We start from the raw sequence: 15,197 nt of genomic DNA, 5'->3' as shown, positions 1-15,197 counted from the left end.
GCGGGTCGCCGGACCTTCGGTGGAGAACGATGCGCACGGATCCCTCCGCCCTCGATGGTTGGGTGGGGTCTCAGCCGGCGTGCTGTCGAACCGGCGCGGCTGGTGTCGACAGGCCTGTGGCGACGGTGACGCCCTTCGCGTTCACGGTGCGGCCCGTTCCGCACGGGGCGCGGTCCGACGCCAGACCAGGGCCGGGGACAGGGTGGTGGTGCGGAACACGAGCGGATCCGAGGACAGGGTCATCCGGTCACCGTCGAAGCGCACGGTTCGCTTCTGTTTCTCACCGAGCCAGTTCGGGTACAGCGAGACCGCCATCTCGTGCCATACGGCGGAGTCGTCCTCGTCGACGTCGTAGGGCCCCGAATAGGCGAGGTATCCCCCGGCAGCCTCGGCTCGTTCGTTCGTTTCGCCGCTGTGCACGTTTCGCGAGCGGTACCGGGTTCGGTCGGGACGCATGATCTGCGCCGACATGTACCCGTCCGCCGAGTAGACGATCAGTCCGCGGGCCTCGGGGCCGAGTGGGTAGTCGACCTTCCCGCTGTCGGAGGTGGTGGAATACTCGACGAGTTCCCAGGCCCCGACGATGCGGTCGGCGATGGAGAGACCGTCGGCGTCGATGTTCACGTCATGCTTCCTTTCAGCTCACAGCACGTCGCGCGTGCAGAGAAGGACCGAACTCGACAGCGCGGCCATGGGGCCGCCGATGAAGAGCGAGACCTTTGCATCGGGAACCTGGTTGGTCGAGGTTCCCCGCACCTGCCGCACAGCCTCGACTGCCAGCCCCATCCCGTTGACGAACGAGTCGGCGAGGTTGCCCCCGCTGGTATTCACCGGGAGCAGTCCGTGCGGAGCCGTCAGATTCTCGAGGGTCATGACCTTGCCGGCTTCGGCACCGGGTGGGCACAGCCCGTGGTCGATCAGCGCAGCCACCCCGGAACCACTGAAGTTCTCGTAGACCTGGACGACATCGACCTGGTCGGGACCGAGGTCGGCACCTGCCCACAGACTCTCCGCGACCCCCGCCGCCCCGGAGAATCCCGCCGAGGTGTAGTCGAGATCGTTCTCCGTGTCGACGGCGTAGCCCCCTACCGCACCCTGGCTGCCGGCCAGCACGTAGGCCGGACTCGGATGGAGTTCCTCGGCGCGATCGGCAGCGACCAGGATCAGGGCAACGGCTCCGTCGTTCTCGCGGGAACAGTCGTACAGCCGATACGGCTCGACAATCATCCGGGAGGCTTCGTAGGTCTGCTCGTCGAGTGGGCGGCCGAATGCCGCGGCATCCGGATTCCGCTGCGCGTGGAAGTAGTCGGCGAGAACCAGGGACCTCATCGCGGATTCCGGAACGCCGTCGTGCTCTAGCATCCGTCGGGTGCGCAGTGCACAGGCCTGGGCGGGGGATCCGACTCCGTGCGGGAGCATGTGACCGTCGAAATGATGCTTGGCATAGCCGAGTCGGCCGGAATCACGCTGTGCCATCGCGCGGTACACTACGACGCACCGTGCTTGCCCCGCTGCGATGGCGACCGCCGCGTTGGTGATCGCCGCGGCGGCCCCACCACCGCCACCGCCCCAGATCATGGTGGACCAGCCGATCCGGTGGGACATGAGTGACGCCCCCACGACGGTTCCGTCGTTGTCACCGCCGCCGTACGAGACGAAGCCGTCGATCTCGCGGGGCGACACCCCGGCGTCGGCAGCCGCCTCGACGATGGCCCGCAACGTCATCCGAAGTTCGCTGTCGGGCGATTGGCCACGCTTGTAGTGGAACTCGGTGACACCTACGACGGCCGCGGCACCGCGGAGGAAGGTACCGGTCATCGCCTGTCTCCCTGTCCGGTCGCATTCGACGTGCTTGCACGGTGCCAGCGGAGCACCGGCCAGGGCGCGTCGGCAGGTTGCTGGATGATTCCCGCAACCGCGTCACCGATGGCGATGTCGGCTTCGCTGTTCTCGGCCAGCAGACCGAGCACCCGTCGTCCCCCGGCGTGCGGAAGTTCGACGAGAACCGTGACGAACGGCAGGTCGCCGGCTAGTTCGGAGACGAAGGGGTGCCAGGTCCGCGACCACGAGTACACCCGTCCGACCGGTTCCACGGCGACCCATGCCGGATCGAACGTCCGGCACTGCCCGCACATCCAGCGTGGCCCCCAGATCCACAGTCCACACTGGTCGCATCTCTGCAGGCGCAGCTCACCGGCTCGCAGGCCTTCCCAGTAGGGCAGATCCAGGCCGTCGGCGTACGGTCCGGCCAGGGCGGTGGCCGGGAACTCGCGGACCTCTCCGGTACCCGGTGTCATCGGATCACTCCACTGTCGTGAATCGGCATGTCGCTCCTTCGCCCTGCGGGCGGGTCTCGCGGGAGACCTGGTCGGTCAGTGCTTGGTCAGGTAGCCTGCGTCGATCGGCAGGTCGATCCCGGTCACGTACTTCGCGCCGTCGGATACGAGCCACAGCACGGCGTCGGAGATGTCCTGCGGTTCGAGCATCATCACGTCCAGCAGATTCGTCCGGTCGTTGTGCTTCCACTTGCGTACGACGTGCGGCAGGACCTTCGACAGCCCCTCTGCCATAGGCGAGTTCACGCCTGTCGGGTTGACCGTGTTGACGCGGATATTGTGCTCGGCGAGCTCGAATGCGAGCGTGTCCTTCAATCCTCGAAGCCCGTGCTTGGCTGCGCCGTAGTGCCCCCACGAGGGAGACGCGCCGAGTCCGTCGACCGACGAGGTGATCACGATGGATCCGCCTCGTCCACCCTCGATCATCACCGGTACGACAGCCTTGCACGCCTTCCACGCTCCGGTGAGGTTGACGTCGAGCATCGTCTGCCACGCGTCGTCCTCGATCTCGATCGTCGACTCGCAGTGATCGTGGATACCGGCGTTCGCCAGCAGGATGTCGATCCGTCCGAATTGCGATACCGCCAGATCTGCGACAGCCTTCATGTCCGCACTGCTCCGCACATCCGCCTGCATGCCGGCGATCTCACCCCCGGCGTCCTTGACCAGCTGGATCGTCTCCTCGAGATCCTCCGGTGTCGCGAGTGCGTACTGCACATCCCTGATCGGTGCGGCGACGTCGCAGACCACGATCTTGGCGCCGGCGGCGGCAAGGGTGAGCGCGTGCGAGCGACCCTGACCGCGAGCTCCGCCGGTGATGACTGCTACTTTTCCGTCGAGTGAGGTCATCGATTCTCCTGGATTCGAAATAGCGGTGTCGAGCGGGGAATTTCCGGACGGACTACCGTGCACTCTTCACACGCTCGTAGTCCTGAGTCGCTTGGCTGATGCCGGTCGCGAAGCGCTCACTGAAGCCGTCCTTGCGCGTTTGGGTCCAGTGATAGGAGTTCAGCAGCGGTTCGCAGGTACCCGTGAAGCGCGGCATGACGTCGCGCATGAGAATGCGGTACATGCGAGAGGTGGCCTCGGTGTCGGCCCAGTCGTGGGCCGTCGCGAGGAAGGTGCCGAAGCCCCCGGTGCGGTCGATGATCTTCTGGATGTAGTCGATGGCGTCGTTCGCATCGCCGATGCAGCCGTATCCGGACTCGTTGACGCGCCGGACCAGTTCCTCGTGCGCGATTTCCTCGCCGGGTTCGATCATTTTCATCGGGGTGACGACGTGGCGGTAGTCCATGAAGTCGCGCAGCCCGTACCGGGTGTCCTCGACGGCCTGCTCGAAGGTGTCGGCGATGTGGATGTTGCCGACGATCGCCCAGTCGGCACGGTCGACCGACCGACCGTGTTCGTTCGCCTCGTGGGTCGTGATGCCCCACGTCCGCTCGAGCAGTTCGAACGACTTGTCGCTGGTGCCTCCGATGGACAGCAGACCGAGTCCGTACTTGCCGGCCAGCTTGGGCCCGGACGGGGACATCGCGGCCGCGACGGTGATCGGCACGCCGGGGTACGAATAGGGGCCCAGCTGCACCCGGGCATCCTCGAGGGAGAACCACTCGGTCTTCCGGTCGACCGGTCCCGGTGTCTCGAGCAGTTCCAGGATGGCGTCGAGGGATTCCTCCATCCGCGGCCGCAGAAGGTTGTAGTCCATGCCCATCATCTGCGAGTCGGCAACGAGCGCGCCCGGCCCGACGCCGATCCTGATTCGTCCTCGAGTCATATGATCCAAGAACGTGATTCGGTCGGCCACCATCAACGGATGATGGTACGGGAGCGAGATGACACCGCTGCACAGCTCGATGCGCTCGGTCCGCTGCGCGGCTGCCGCGATCATCAGTTCCGGTGACGGACCGACCTCGTATCCACCGCTGTGATGCTCGCCGAACCACACCTGGTGGAAACCGAGCCGATCGAGATCCTCGACATGTCGGAGATCCTGTTCGATCGCCATCGTGGGATTACGCCGGGGGTTGTGGTACGGCGGAAGGAACACTCCGCACCGGAGCGGAGCCTTCCTCGCAGCCGGCGCACAGTTCACGTCCGACCCGATGTTCTCGGTTGCCGATTCCATTTCAGTTCTCCTGTCGGTCGTTGCGTGACGCGCCGCATATGGTGACAACGGCCCGAGCGGTCCCTTCTCCGCGGTTGTGCCATCGGTGCCTGTTCCCGTTGACCACCACCGTGTCGCCGGGATTCAGTTCGATCTCCACTCCGTCGTCGAGTTCGAGCACCAGCGAACCCTCGAGGAGGACATGCACGTCCACGGAATCCGTCCGGTGGAATCCCGGATCCTCGTCGTCCATGACGACGATTCCGTTGTCGCTGTCGCCGATGCGACCAGGCTCGAGCACCCAGCCGATCACCCACACTCCGCCCGGATCCGGAAATCCCACGGTGTCGGACACCACCCCGGAATTGGGGACCGCGGGAACGTAGTCGGTTCGCCAGATCGGATCGATGCCGGCGGCGTCGAACCTCTCGATCTTCTCGTCTCCGACGAGCACGGCTACACCATCTTGTTCGACTGTGACGACGCGGCGAAAGCTCATAATTGCCCTTCGGGAGATAGCTCTACGACGGCGAACGGTGACGAGAAGAGAGACGAGAGTAGAAACGAAAGAGACTTTTCTATAACGGATTTCAACTCAGTCCAAGCGCACGCGACAACCACGGCATGCTGCGTGCGGTACGCGCTCCACCCACAGTCCGTGAGTGCTGCGCATCACACCAAACAATCTAAAGGCTATCGGTTAATCGGTCAAGGGGCACTGCGCGACGGCAATTTCCCTGCGAAATGCGGACGTGAGCACATACGCTGTTGCCGGTAGGAATCTGCTGATCCACCTTCGGCCCAAGGCAATCCCCCCTCCCCCACGTCAGTCTGCGCTCGTCACAGCGCCGTCTCACCTGACTCGCCGGAGGACCACCCGACCGCCGAGGCGATCTCCCGGACCACACCCCTCGCGAAGGACCCCGATGATCACGACACCGATCGATATTCCCGCACATCTGATCACCGACTTCGATGTGTACGACTCGTCCCTGGCTGTGCCGAGCGACGTCTTCCAGGAGCGTGCCGCCGCCCTGCGCAAGCAGGGTCCGATCCTCTACTCCCCCCACCACGGTGGGCATTGGGTCGTCACGCGGTACAAGGAAGCCCTGCAGATCCTTCAGGATCCGGAGACGTTCTCGAGCTACCCGAACAATCTCCTGAACGCGGCGCAGGGCAAGTTCCTCCCGCTCGAGCTCGACCCGCCCGAACACAGCTACTACCGGCAGGCACTGCAGCCGCTCTTCAGCCCCAAGCAGATGAAGGCACTCGAGCCCGCGATCCGGGGCATCATCACCGCACTGATCGACGACTTCGCAGTAAAGGGCGAGTGCGAGTTCATCTCCGAGTTCGCACACGAGCTGCCGACGCGGATCTTTCTTGCGCTCATGGGTTGGCCGCTGAGCGACGCACCGCGATTCACGGAGTGGACCGACATCACGCTCCAGGGCATCCCCGGGGCGAGCGAGGAGGAATCGGCCGAGGCCCGTGCGAAGGCCGCCGGCGAGATCTACGAGTACTTCGGGCGAGTGGTCGACCGGGTCCGATCCGGCGAAGACGACTCCGAGAGCCTCACGGCGCAGATCATCGACACCCCGCTCGATGTCGAAGGAACACCCAGGCAGCTCACCGACGAGGAACTGTGCCGGATGTTCTTCCTGCTTCTCGTCGCGGGACTCCACACCGTCCAAGGCGCTCTCGCCTGGGGACTCATCCACCTGTCGCGGAACCCCGAGCAGCGCGAAGCGATCATCGACGACCCGACGCTGATCCCGTCGGCAGTGGAAGAGATCCTGCGGATCGAGACCGCCACGAGCGGCGGCCGTCGCGCGACCCGAGACACCGAGATCGGTGGTGTCTCGATCAGGGCCGGCGACCAACTATTGGTGGTGATGACCTCCGCCAACCGTGACGACGACGAGTTCGACAACCCTGACGAGCTACAGATCGAACGGCACCCCAACCGCCACATCGGGTTCGGCGCCGGCCCGCATCGCTGCCTCGGCTCCCATCTCGCGCGGCTCGAGCTGAGGCTCGCCCTGGAGGAGATTCACAAGCGGATCCCCGACTACGCCCTCGTTCCGGACAATCCCCCGGTCTTCCACTCGTCCCAGGTCCGTGGATGTGAGAAGCTGCCGATCACGTTCACGCCGTCGTCGCGCTGATCCCGCTCGGTCGCGGGACGTCGGTCCGAACAGCAGAAGGTCCCCGGAGGAAACTCCGGGGACCTTCTCTGCCGTGTCACGCCGTGGAGGAAACCGGCGACAGCGCCCGATCGTCCGCGGGCGGTTGCAGCACGCCGTCACGCACGAGTGAGTCGATCTCCGCGGTGCTCAGCGCGAGGGTGTCCTCGGCGATCTCACGTGTCTGCTCACCCGCCAGCGGTGCGGGCCGCAACGGCCAGTCCGGCAGCGCAGCGAAGTGCGCGACCTGCTTTGCCGTCGGCAGCGGAGCGGGCAGCATGGGATGCTCGAGCTCGGTGTAGGCACCACGCGCGATCAGCTGAGGGTTGGTGAGCAGCTCCGGCAGCCGGACCATGGCGCCCGCCGGTATTCCAGCCGCCTGCAGAGTCTCCATCGCCTCGGTCGGCGCGTGCCGGAGCATCCACTCCGCCAGCACCTCGTCGACCTCGGCGCGGTGGCCGATCCTGAGCTCGGCGGTGGCGAAGCGAGAGTCGTCGACGAGATCGGACCGGCCGAGCACACCGCACAGCCTCGCCCAGTCCGCGTCGTCGCGGACGGTGACGACGCACCATTCGTCGTCCCCTGCGCACGCGTACACGCCGGACGGCGCCGAGTAGGGATCGGCGTTGCCGGGCGCACCGATCGACCCCGGTTCGAGGTGCTCGGCGACGAGCTGGTTGCCCAGTTGCACGATCGCGGCGTCGGCCTGGGCCACTTCGATCGCGGCACCGCGCCCGGTCCGCAGTCGGTCGATCAGCGCGGCCAGGATGGTGGTGGCGGTGACCTGCCCGGCGATGTGATCCGGGTAGACGGTCGAGCCGTCGCACAATCCGTCGGCCGTGTCCGAGTACCGCCACAGTGCCGACACGCCACAGGCTGCCCGCACCAGCGGTCCGTAACCGAGCCGCTTGTTCCACGGGCCGACACTGCCGAAAGCGCTGCTCTCGGACACGATGATCCGCGGGTTGACGGCGGCGAGCTCGTCGTACGAGAGCCTCATCGAAGCCAGCGTGCCGGGCTTGAAGTTGGCGAGCACGATGTCTGCCTCGGCCGCCAGGCGCTTGAAGATGCGGATGCCTTCGGGACTGCGCAGATTCAGGCCGAAGCTGCGACGGTTGCGGTGACCCCACGCCACGGACGCCGCGAGGGCTGCGCCACGTTTCGACTGTCGCAGACCGTCCGGGAAATTGGAGTTCTCGATCTTGATGACATCGGCTCCGTAGTCCGCGAACTGACGCCCGAGTTCCGCGCCGAACACCACCACGCCCATGTCGAGGACGCGCAGTCCCTCGAACGGACGGGCACCCGGTTCGCGGAGCGGCGCGGGGATCCGAACGGGAGCGTCGTGGGCGATCGAACCGAACAGCACTCGATTATGCTCACCCAATTCCGGTGCACAAGTGCGGAATCCGGCCCGCTCACCGTTGATCTTCGCGTAGCCCGAGGGCACCCGAGCGGCGAGCCCGGACGCGATCTCGGCGTCGACGAATGTGCCGGATGCATCGAAGTGCTCGGTCCTCAGGACCTCCGACACCGTGTTGAGCCCGCCGATGGGAATCCCGCGAGCGGCGCCTTCCGCGACGAGTTCGTCGCGGGTGTAGGTGCTGAACAGCTTCTCGATCAGCGGATTCAGCCGATCGGATGCGGCGAAACGTGCGGGGATCGTGTCGTACTTCGGATCGGCGAATTCCTCCGGCTCACCGAGCCATTCGAACATCCCCCGCCACTGACGCCTGGCGAGCAGGCAGATGCGCACCTGCCCGTCGGCACAGCGGTACACCGGGTAGAAGTTGGCGGCGTCGGGCCGGCCACGGGGGAAGTCCTCGGAGCGGCCTGCGGCAGCGGAGCCCTGCACACCGAATCCGGGGTCGAAGCCGTGCACGACGACCTCGAACGCCGAGATATCGACGGTTTGTCCCCGTCCGGTGTGCAACCGATCGAAGTAGGCGAGCAGCGCCGACCACGCCGTGTGCACACCCACCGACTCCGCGACGAGGCCGTTGGGCGGCAGCAGCGGCGGCTCGCCCGGCTCCCCGGACCGGGACAGCACACCGCTCAGGGCGTAGAGCACCTGTTCCGTCGCCACCCAGTCGCGATACGGACCGTCCTGGCCGAACCCGGTGATCGACACCACCACGAGCGCGGGATTGATTTCGCGCAGGTCCGCAGCACCCACGCCGCGGGCGGCGAGGTATCCGGGGGCGAACGACTCGAGCAGAATGTCCGAGTGGCGCACCAGGGTGCGCAGCCGGTCGCGGCCCTCGTCGGTGTCGAGGTCCAGGACGACGCCGAGCTTGTTCGCGTTGCGAAGCGCGAACGGGATGCTCACGCCGTTCCGGATCGGTTCCTCGGCTCGCGACGCCGAGCCGCCGGGAGATTCGACCCGGACGACGTCGGCGCCGAGGTCGGCGAGGAATCGACCGGCCGTGTCGCCGAATCCGTCCGTCAGTTCGAGTACCCGGACACCCTGCAGTGGTAGTGCCATCTTGAGCTCCAAAGTGTGTTCGCTGCGAAAGCTGTTCTCGATCAGCGAGTTCCGAAGTACACCGACTTCACGTTGAAGTAGGGTGCAAGCCCCTCCGGTCCGAGTTCACGGCCCAGACCCGACGACTTCACGCCGCCGAACGGCGCGGCGAGGTCGAGGGCGTAGTAGTTGACTCCGATGGTGCCGCTGTGGATTCGTGAGGCGAGCTCGTGTCCGTGCTGCTCGTCCGTCGTCCACACCGTGCCGCCGAGCCCGTACTCCGAATCGTTCGCGATCGACACCGCTTCGTCCTCGTCGCCGTACGGGGTGATGGTCAGGACCGGGCCGAAGATCTCCTCCTGCGCGATGCGCGCGGAGTTGTCGACCCCGGCGAACACGGTCGGCTCGACGAACCACCCCTGCGGCTGATCGCCGGGGACGCCGCCGCCGGTGGTGATGCGGTATCCGTCGGCGCGGCCCGACTCGATGTAACCGAGGACGCGGTCGCGCTGGGCCGCCGAGACCAGCGGCCCCACGTCGGTGGCCTTGTCGAGCGGATCGCCGACGGTCAGTGCCCGTACGGTCTCGGTGACCGCGTCGACGACCTCGTCGTACCGGGAACGCGGTGCCAGGATCCGAGTGCTCGCGTGGCAGGTCTGGCCGTTGTTGACCAGCGACACCTCGAGCAGGTTCCTCGCGAACACGTCGAGGTCGGCCTGTTCGGTGACGAGCGCCGCGGACTTGCCGCCGAGCTCGAGCGTGACCGGACGCAGCAGCCGCCCGCAGACCTCACCGATCGCACGGCCTGCCGCCGTGGACCCGGTGAAGGCCACCTTGTCGACGCCCGGATGCGAGACCAGGTAGGCACCGGCGTCGCGGCCGGCCGGGACGACGTTGACCACACCGCCGGGCAGACCGGCCTCGAGCGCGGCGTCGGCGAAAGCGAACGCGTCGAGTGCCGTCTCGGGTGCGGGCTTGAGCACCACCGTGCATCCCGCCGCGAGCGCGGGAGCCAGCTTCATCGCGGCGAGCGGCTGGGGGTAGTTCCACGGCGTGACGGCCGCGACCACACCCACCGGCTCGCGTCGCACGACGGTGCGACCGCCGAATGCGCTCGGCCGCACGTCCTCGTTGGACGCGTTGCGGATCAGCCCGGCGTAGTACGAGAGCATCGCTGCGGGGCCGAAACCGTTGACACCGCCCGACAGCGCGATCGGCATGCCGTTCTCGCGGCTCACCAGTCGGGACGTGTCGCGACCGCGGGATTTGAGGGCGGCCGCGAACCTGTCGAGCAGGTCCGCACGCTCGACGTCGGTCAGCCTGCTCCACGGGCCGGCGAGTGCTGTGCGCGCGGCCGCAACGGCGTCGTCGATGTCGGCCTCGGACGCCAGAGCGGAAGTACCGAGCACCTTCTCGGTGGCCGCCTCGACGACGTCGACGGTGCCACCGGCCTTCGGCGCCACCCATCGGCCGCCGATGAACAGTTCGTTCCTGTCCTGATCGTTCATGTCGTGCCTTTCGGAGGTGGCGGTCAGAGGGTGTCTTCGTGGCCGAGCAGCACCGAGCTCACCAACGGCGCCATCGGGCCGCCGATGAACAGGGAGGTCTTCGCGCCCGCCACCGGGTTGGTCGAGGTGCCGCGGATCTGCCGGACTGCTTCGACCGCGAGGTTGAGACCGTTGATGAACGAATCGGCGAGGTTGCCGCCGCTGGTGTTGACGGGCAGTTTGCCGTTCGGGGCAGTGAGATTGTCGACGGTCATGAAGGTGCCGGCCGCCTCTCCAGGCGGGCACAAGCCGTGATCGATCAGTGCCGCAACGGCAGGACCGCTGAAATTCTCGTAGACCTGCACGACGTCGACGTCGTCCGGACCGAGGCCTGCCCCGGCCCAGAGTCGCTCGGCGACACCGGGTTTTCCGTTGTTCGCCGGGCCGAATCCGGCGCTCATGTACTGCTCACCCAGGTCGTTGTCGATCAGTTCCGAGTATCCGCCCGGTGCGCCCTGTGCGCCGGACAGCAGGTACGCCGGGTCGGGGCGCAGAGCCTTGGCCCGCTCGGCCGAGACGAGCACCAACGCGACCGCGCCGTCGCTTTCCCGGGAGCAATCGAACAGGTGGAACGGCTCGGCGATCAACCGCGAGTTCTCGTAGGAGTCCTCGTCGAGGGGCCGGCCGTAGCCCTGCGCGGTCGGGTTGTTCTGCGCGTGCTGGTACGAGGCGAGGACGAGCGAGCGCATCGCCGAGCGCGGCACCCCGCCGTGCTCGAGCATCCGCTGAGTGCGCATTGCACAGATCTGCGCGGGGGAACCGATGCCGTGCGCGAGGAAGTGACTGCCGTAGTGGTACTTCGCGTATCCGAGCCGACCCGTATCCGCCTGCGTCATGGCGCGGTAGACCACTACGCACTCGGCCTGACCGGTGGCGATGGCAGTCGCCGCGTTCGTGATGGCAGCTGCGACGCTGCCGCCGCCACCGCCCCACATCATGTTCGACCAACGCAGCTCGTCGATCAGCAGTGCGCCGCCGATGATGGCCCCGTCGTTGGCGCCACCCGCGTAGGAGACGAAGCCGTCGATCTCGCGGGGGTTGATGCCTGCGTCGGCGCATGCTTCGAGGATGACCTCGAGCGTCATGCGCTTTTCGCTGTGCGGCGCCTCGCCGCGGCGGTAGTGCCGTTCGGCGATGCCGACGACTGCGGCGGCACCGCGTAGGACGTTGTCGCTCATCGCTTTTCTCCCTCGACGATCGAGCCGGCCCGGCGCCAGCGCAACAACGGCCAGGCGGCACCTTCGGTCCGCTCGAACACTCCCACGACTCGGTCGCCGATCTCGGGGTTCGCCTCGATGTCGTCGGTGAGGATGCCGAGGACCCGGCGGCCGTCGGCGTGCGGCAGTTCGACGAGCACCGTCACGTACGGCAACCGATCGGCATATTCGTCCATGTACGGGTACCAGCTGCGATTCCAGCTGTAGACGGTGCCGACCGGTTCGACGGCCTCCCAGTCGAGATCGAAGCTGTGGCAGTTGCCGCAGATGGCCTGCGGCCCCCAGATCCACGTGCGGCAATCGCTGCAGCGCTGAAGGCGCAGCTCACCGGCGAGGAGACCGTCCCAGTACGGCTGATCGAGTCCGTCCGGCGCGGGTCCCCACGGTTCGGTCGCGAGTTCTGTTGCGGTCATGCGTTCGCCTCGGTTCCGGCGGGGAAGTTCTCGAGCTTCGCCGCGAGCCAGCGTCCGTCGCGCAGCTCCCAGATCGAGCGCAGCCCGATCGAACGGTCGCCCATGTCGTAGACGGTCTCGCCCACCATCCGGTCACCCTCGGCGCGCACGTCCTTGATCTCGAAACCTTTCGTGGCCTCGCGGGGGGCGTCGATTCCGTCGAAAACCTGCGGAATGTTCTCTCGCACCATGTCGGCGAGAGCGGCCTTCATGTTTCCGGCGACAACGTAGCCGACATGCTGTTCGTACAGTGCACGAAAGTCTTCGACAGACATCTGTGAACTCCTCGATTCGTGACACGAGCCGGTCGTGTCCGTCAGTGCAATAACCTTATGTCGTTAGATAAACGCCGTCAACGTCGCGCGAAGTGGAACTGCCCGTTCTCCGCGATCGAGACGTGCTGACCTGCAACATCGACCTCCGTGAGGCGCGCGAGGTCCTCGGCATCCGTGGTCGCCGCGAGGGTCCGCTCCCCTGCCGCCGTGCGTGCCGCGAGGAAACCGCGCTCCGGTGAACCGTCGCGGCCGTACACCACGGTCCACGACTCCACCGACGCCGTGCCCGCGTAGGACACGAGCGCGGCGGTCGTGGGCTGCCCCACCACCTCGGCCTGCACGTCCAGCCGCCGGAACCCTCCGGCAGGAGGTTCCGTCCGGTACACGCCCACGGCATGCTTGGTGAGATAACCGCTGTTGGCGGTCACCAGACCGTACGAACCTGGGGACTCCCGCACCCGTCGCGCCATGGTCGCGATCGAATGGCTCACGTAGTTGTTCCACGGGCCACCCCCGAAGGTCAGACCACCGGTCACGGTGAGAGGCCGACCCGGATCGTCGAGCGCAAGCCCCAGCTCGTTCGCCGCAACCTGTACCGCCGACGGAAAACACGAGTAGATATCGACGTGGGCGACGTCGTCCAGCCCGATACCTGCGAGCCCGAGAGCCCGCGCGCCCGCGATGCGAATCGCCGGCGACCCGTCGAGGGCACCTCGCTCGGCGATCGCGTACGTATCGTGCGATTCGGTACCGGACTGCGGAAACACCCAGTTCTCCCGCGCAATACCGAGTCGAGTCGCGGTCTCGACCGAGCACATCAGCAGCACCGCACCCTGATCGACCATGTTGTTCGAGTTCAGCAGCTTGGTGTAGGGCGTGGAGATCATCCGATTCTCGGGCGACGGTGTCGCGATCTCCGCCGCGGTGTACTCCCGCTGCACCCACGCGTTCGGGTTCGTCGCCGCGATCTTGCTGAACCGCGACCACAGGCCCCCGATGAATTCGCGGTGCTCCTCGGGAGAGCGTCCTGCCGAGATCCGCAGCGCCTGCTCGAACAGCGGATAGACGTACGAGGGCCGGTCCAGCCCGATCCGGCGTTCGCTCTCGTCCGCCATCGGCACATCGGTGACCATGATCTCGGCAGCGGGCACCGACTCGTCCTGCACGGTCCACTCCGGGCGCTGCTTCTGCGCCCGCAGCTTCGTGCGGGTGCGCCACGATTCGGCGCCACCGATGAGCACGACGTCGGCGCGGCCGGCGGCGATGTCCTCGGCGGCACCGTTGACCAGGACCTGCGGGGTGCTGCCACCGTTTCCGGAGTAACCGGTGTGCCGTACGGTCGCGCCGATACGCTCCCCGACGAGTGCGCCGGGGTCGCGATAACGCCACGACAAGAGCCCGACGACGCGGACGGAATCGACCAGTTCGAGCAGGCGCGCGGACCCGGCGTCGGCAGCGGCCTCGCGCGCCGCGCGCACCATCAGATCGACGGGTTCGACGCCGCCGCCGCGTTCGTCGGCCTGGCCGGTGCCGACCAGGATCGGGGTTCTCGGATCGAGGGTCACGACTGCACTGCCTCCAGAATGCGCTCGCGGTTCTCCGGCTTCGGCCAGCCACCGAGGATGAGGGTGGTCAGGCACGTGGACTTCCACTTGGTTTCGATCTCTTCGATGATCTTGTCCGCGGGACCGACGAGGGCGACGTCCTCGACCATCTCGGTGGGTACGGCCTGCGCAGCGAGCTCGGGGCGTCCGCTCAGGTACAGGTCCTGGATCTCGGCGCACACCTGACCCCACCCCATGCGGGCGAACACGTCGTTGTGGAAGTTGACACCCTTGGCCCCCATACCGCCGGCGTAGAGCGCGACGGTGGGCTTGAGCCGGGAGGCGGCCTTCTCCACGTCGTCGTTCTCGATGAGCCAGCACACGTTCGCGACCTCGAAGTCGTCGGCGGTGCGGCGCGCTCCTTCGCGCGCGAAGCCCTCGGCGAGTGCCTTGCGGTAGAACTCGTCGCTCTTGGGCGAGAACCACAGCGGCGTCCAGCCGTCGGCGATCTCGGCGGCGAGCGCCACGTTCTTCGGGCCCTCGGCGCCCATGTAGACGGGGATGTCGTTGCGGAGGGGATGGACGATCGACTTGAGCGGCTTCCCCAGTCCGGAGCCACCCTCGAGCGGCAGCTGGTAGTGCCGTCCCGAGTAGGTCACCGGCTTCTCCCGCGCCCACACCTGCCGCATGATCTCGATGTACTCACGGGTGCGTTCGAGCGGGCGCGGGTAGGGCTGCCCGTACCAGCCCTCGACGACCTGCGGTCCGGACGCGCCGATGCCGATGATCACGCGACCACCGCTGAGGTGATCGAGGGTCTGCGCGGCCATCGCCAGCGCCGTCGGTGTGCGTGCCGACATCTGGCACACCGATGTCCCCAGCTTGATCCTCGAAGTCTGGGCTCCCCACCACGCCAGAGGCGTCAGCGCATCGGACCCGTAGGTCTCGGCGGTCCAGAAACTGTCGACTCCGAGCGCTTCGGCCTCGGCGAGCATCCGTTCGACATAGCGCGGCGGACCCGAGCCCCAATACCCTGCGGCGATACCAACTCTCATGCTGCTCCACTGCCTCTTCG

General features: G+C 66.8%; 14 protein-coding genes. 1 reads left to right on the top strand and 13 read right to left on the bottom strand.

Annotated features, from left to right (window positions below; genetic code table 11):
• Window positions 1–141 precede the first annotated feature (141 nt).
• The 6 genes from ACM26Y_RS03995 to ACM26Y_RS03970 all read right to left on the bottom strand — a co-directional run bounded on the left by ACM26Y_RS03995 (window position 142) and on the right by ACM26Y_RS03970 (window position 4,894).
• Window positions 142–624, bottom strand: a complete 483-nt coding sequence (locus tag ACM26Y_RS03995) for a lipocalin-like domain-containing protein (RefSeq protein WP_416062708.1) — start codon at window positions 622–624, stop codon at window positions 142–144.
• Between the two features lie 18 nt (window positions 625–642).
• Window positions 643–1,818, bottom strand: coding sequence for a thiolase C-terminal domain-containing protein (locus ACM26Y_RS03990; RefSeq protein WP_416062707.1), 1,176 nt, complete (start codon window positions 1,816–1,818; stop codon window positions 643–645).
• The gene (locus ACM26Y_RS03985; RefSeq protein ID WP_416062706.1) at window positions 1,815–2,297 is read right to left on the bottom strand and encodes a Zn-ribbon domain-containing OB-fold protein; all 483 of its coding nucleotides are present in this window, start codon (window positions 2,295–2,297) and stop codon (window positions 1,815–1,817) included. The genes ACM26Y_RS03990 and ACM26Y_RS03985 overlap by 4 nt, the downstream gene beginning before the upstream one ends.
• Window positions 2,298–2,372: 75 nt before the next feature.
• Window positions 2,373–3,185 (bottom strand): mycofactocin-coupled SDR family oxidoreductase, encoded by an 813-nt coding sequence (locus ACM26Y_RS03980; RefSeq protein ID WP_416062705.1) that lies wholly within the window; start codon window positions 3,183–3,185, stop codon window positions 2,373–2,375.
• A 52-nt stretch (window positions 3,186–3,237) separates the two neighbouring features.
• Complete coding sequence (locus ACM26Y_RS03975) at window positions 3,238–4,461, bottom strand: LLM class flavin-dependent oxidoreductase (RefSeq protein ID WP_416062704.1); 1,224 nt, start codon at window positions 4,459–4,461, stop codon at window positions 3,238–3,240.
• 1 nt (window position 4,462) lies between these two features.
• Window positions 4,463–4,894, bottom strand: a complete 432-nt coding sequence (locus ACM26Y_RS03970; protein ID WP_416062703.1) for a cupin domain-containing protein — start codon at window positions 4,892–4,894, stop codon at window positions 4,463–4,465.
• Window positions 4,895–5,366: 472 nt separating this feature from the next.
• On the opposite strand from ACM26Y_RS03970, the gene ACM26Y_RS03965 reads away from it, so the two are divergent.
• Window positions 5,367–6,605, top strand: coding sequence for a cytochrome P450 (locus ACM26Y_RS03965; RefSeq protein WP_416062702.1), 1,239 nt, complete (start codon window positions 5,367–5,369; stop codon window positions 6,603–6,605).
• Window positions 6,606–6,681: 76 nt separating this feature from the next.
• Here ACM26Y_RS03965 and ACM26Y_RS03960 read toward each other — a convergent pair whose 3' ends face one another.
• The 7 genes from ACM26Y_RS03960 to ACM26Y_RS03930 form a co-directional block, all read right to left on the bottom strand.
• Entirely contained in the window at window positions 6,682–9,108 is a 2,427-nt protein-coding gene (locus ACM26Y_RS03960; protein WP_416062701.1) for a CaiB/BaiF CoA transferase family protein, read from the bottom strand.
• A gap of 41 nt (window positions 9,109–9,149) precedes the next feature.
• A complete protein-coding gene (locus ACM26Y_RS03955; protein WP_416062700.1) occupies window positions 9,150–10,595 on the bottom strand; it encodes an aldehyde dehydrogenase in 1,446 nt (481 codons plus the stop codon).
• Between the two features lie 23 nt (window positions 10,596–10,618).
• A complete protein-coding gene (locus ACM26Y_RS03950; RefSeq protein WP_416062699.1) occupies window positions 10,619–11,812 on the bottom strand; it encodes a thiolase C-terminal domain-containing protein in 1,194 nt (397 codons plus the stop codon).
• Window positions 11,809–12,264: a Zn-ribbon domain-containing OB-fold protein gene (locus tag ACM26Y_RS03945; RefSeq protein ID WP_416062698.1), complete on the bottom strand. Its 456-nt coding sequence runs from the start codon at window positions 12,262–12,264 to the stop codon at window positions 11,809–11,811. Before ACM26Y_RS03945 ends, ACM26Y_RS03950 begins: the two co-directional genes overlap by 4 nt.
• Window positions 12,261–12,578, bottom strand: coding sequence for a hypothetical protein (locus ACM26Y_RS03940; protein WP_289378434.1), 318 nt, complete (start codon window positions 12,576–12,578; stop codon window positions 12,261–12,263). The genes ACM26Y_RS03945 and ACM26Y_RS03940 overlap by 4 nt, the downstream gene beginning before the upstream one ends.
• 77 nt (window positions 12,579–12,655) lie before the next feature.
• Window positions 12,656–14,143 (bottom strand): acetyl-CoA acetyltransferase, encoded by a 1,488-nt coding sequence (locus ACM26Y_RS03935; protein WP_416062697.1) that lies wholly within the window; start codon window positions 14,141–14,143, stop codon window positions 12,656–12,658.
• Window positions 14,140–15,177 (bottom strand): LLM class F420-dependent oxidoreductase, encoded by a 1,038-nt coding sequence (locus ACM26Y_RS03930; protein WP_416062696.1) that lies wholly within the window; start codon window positions 15,175–15,177, stop codon window positions 14,140–14,142. Before ACM26Y_RS03930 ends, ACM26Y_RS03935 begins: the two co-directional genes overlap by 4 nt.
• Window positions 15,178–15,197 lie beyond the last annotated feature (20 nt).

It is taken from the genome of Rhodococcus indonesiensis, from assembly GCF_047782815.1.
In the GTDB taxonomy this organism is placed as follows: Bacteria; Actinomycetota; Actinomycetes; order Mycobacteriales; family Mycobacteriaceae; genus Rhodococcus; species Rhodococcus indonesiensis.
The sequence above is the reverse complement of the archived record's forward strand: the minus strand, read 5'-3'. Positions and strand labels throughout refer to the sequence as shown.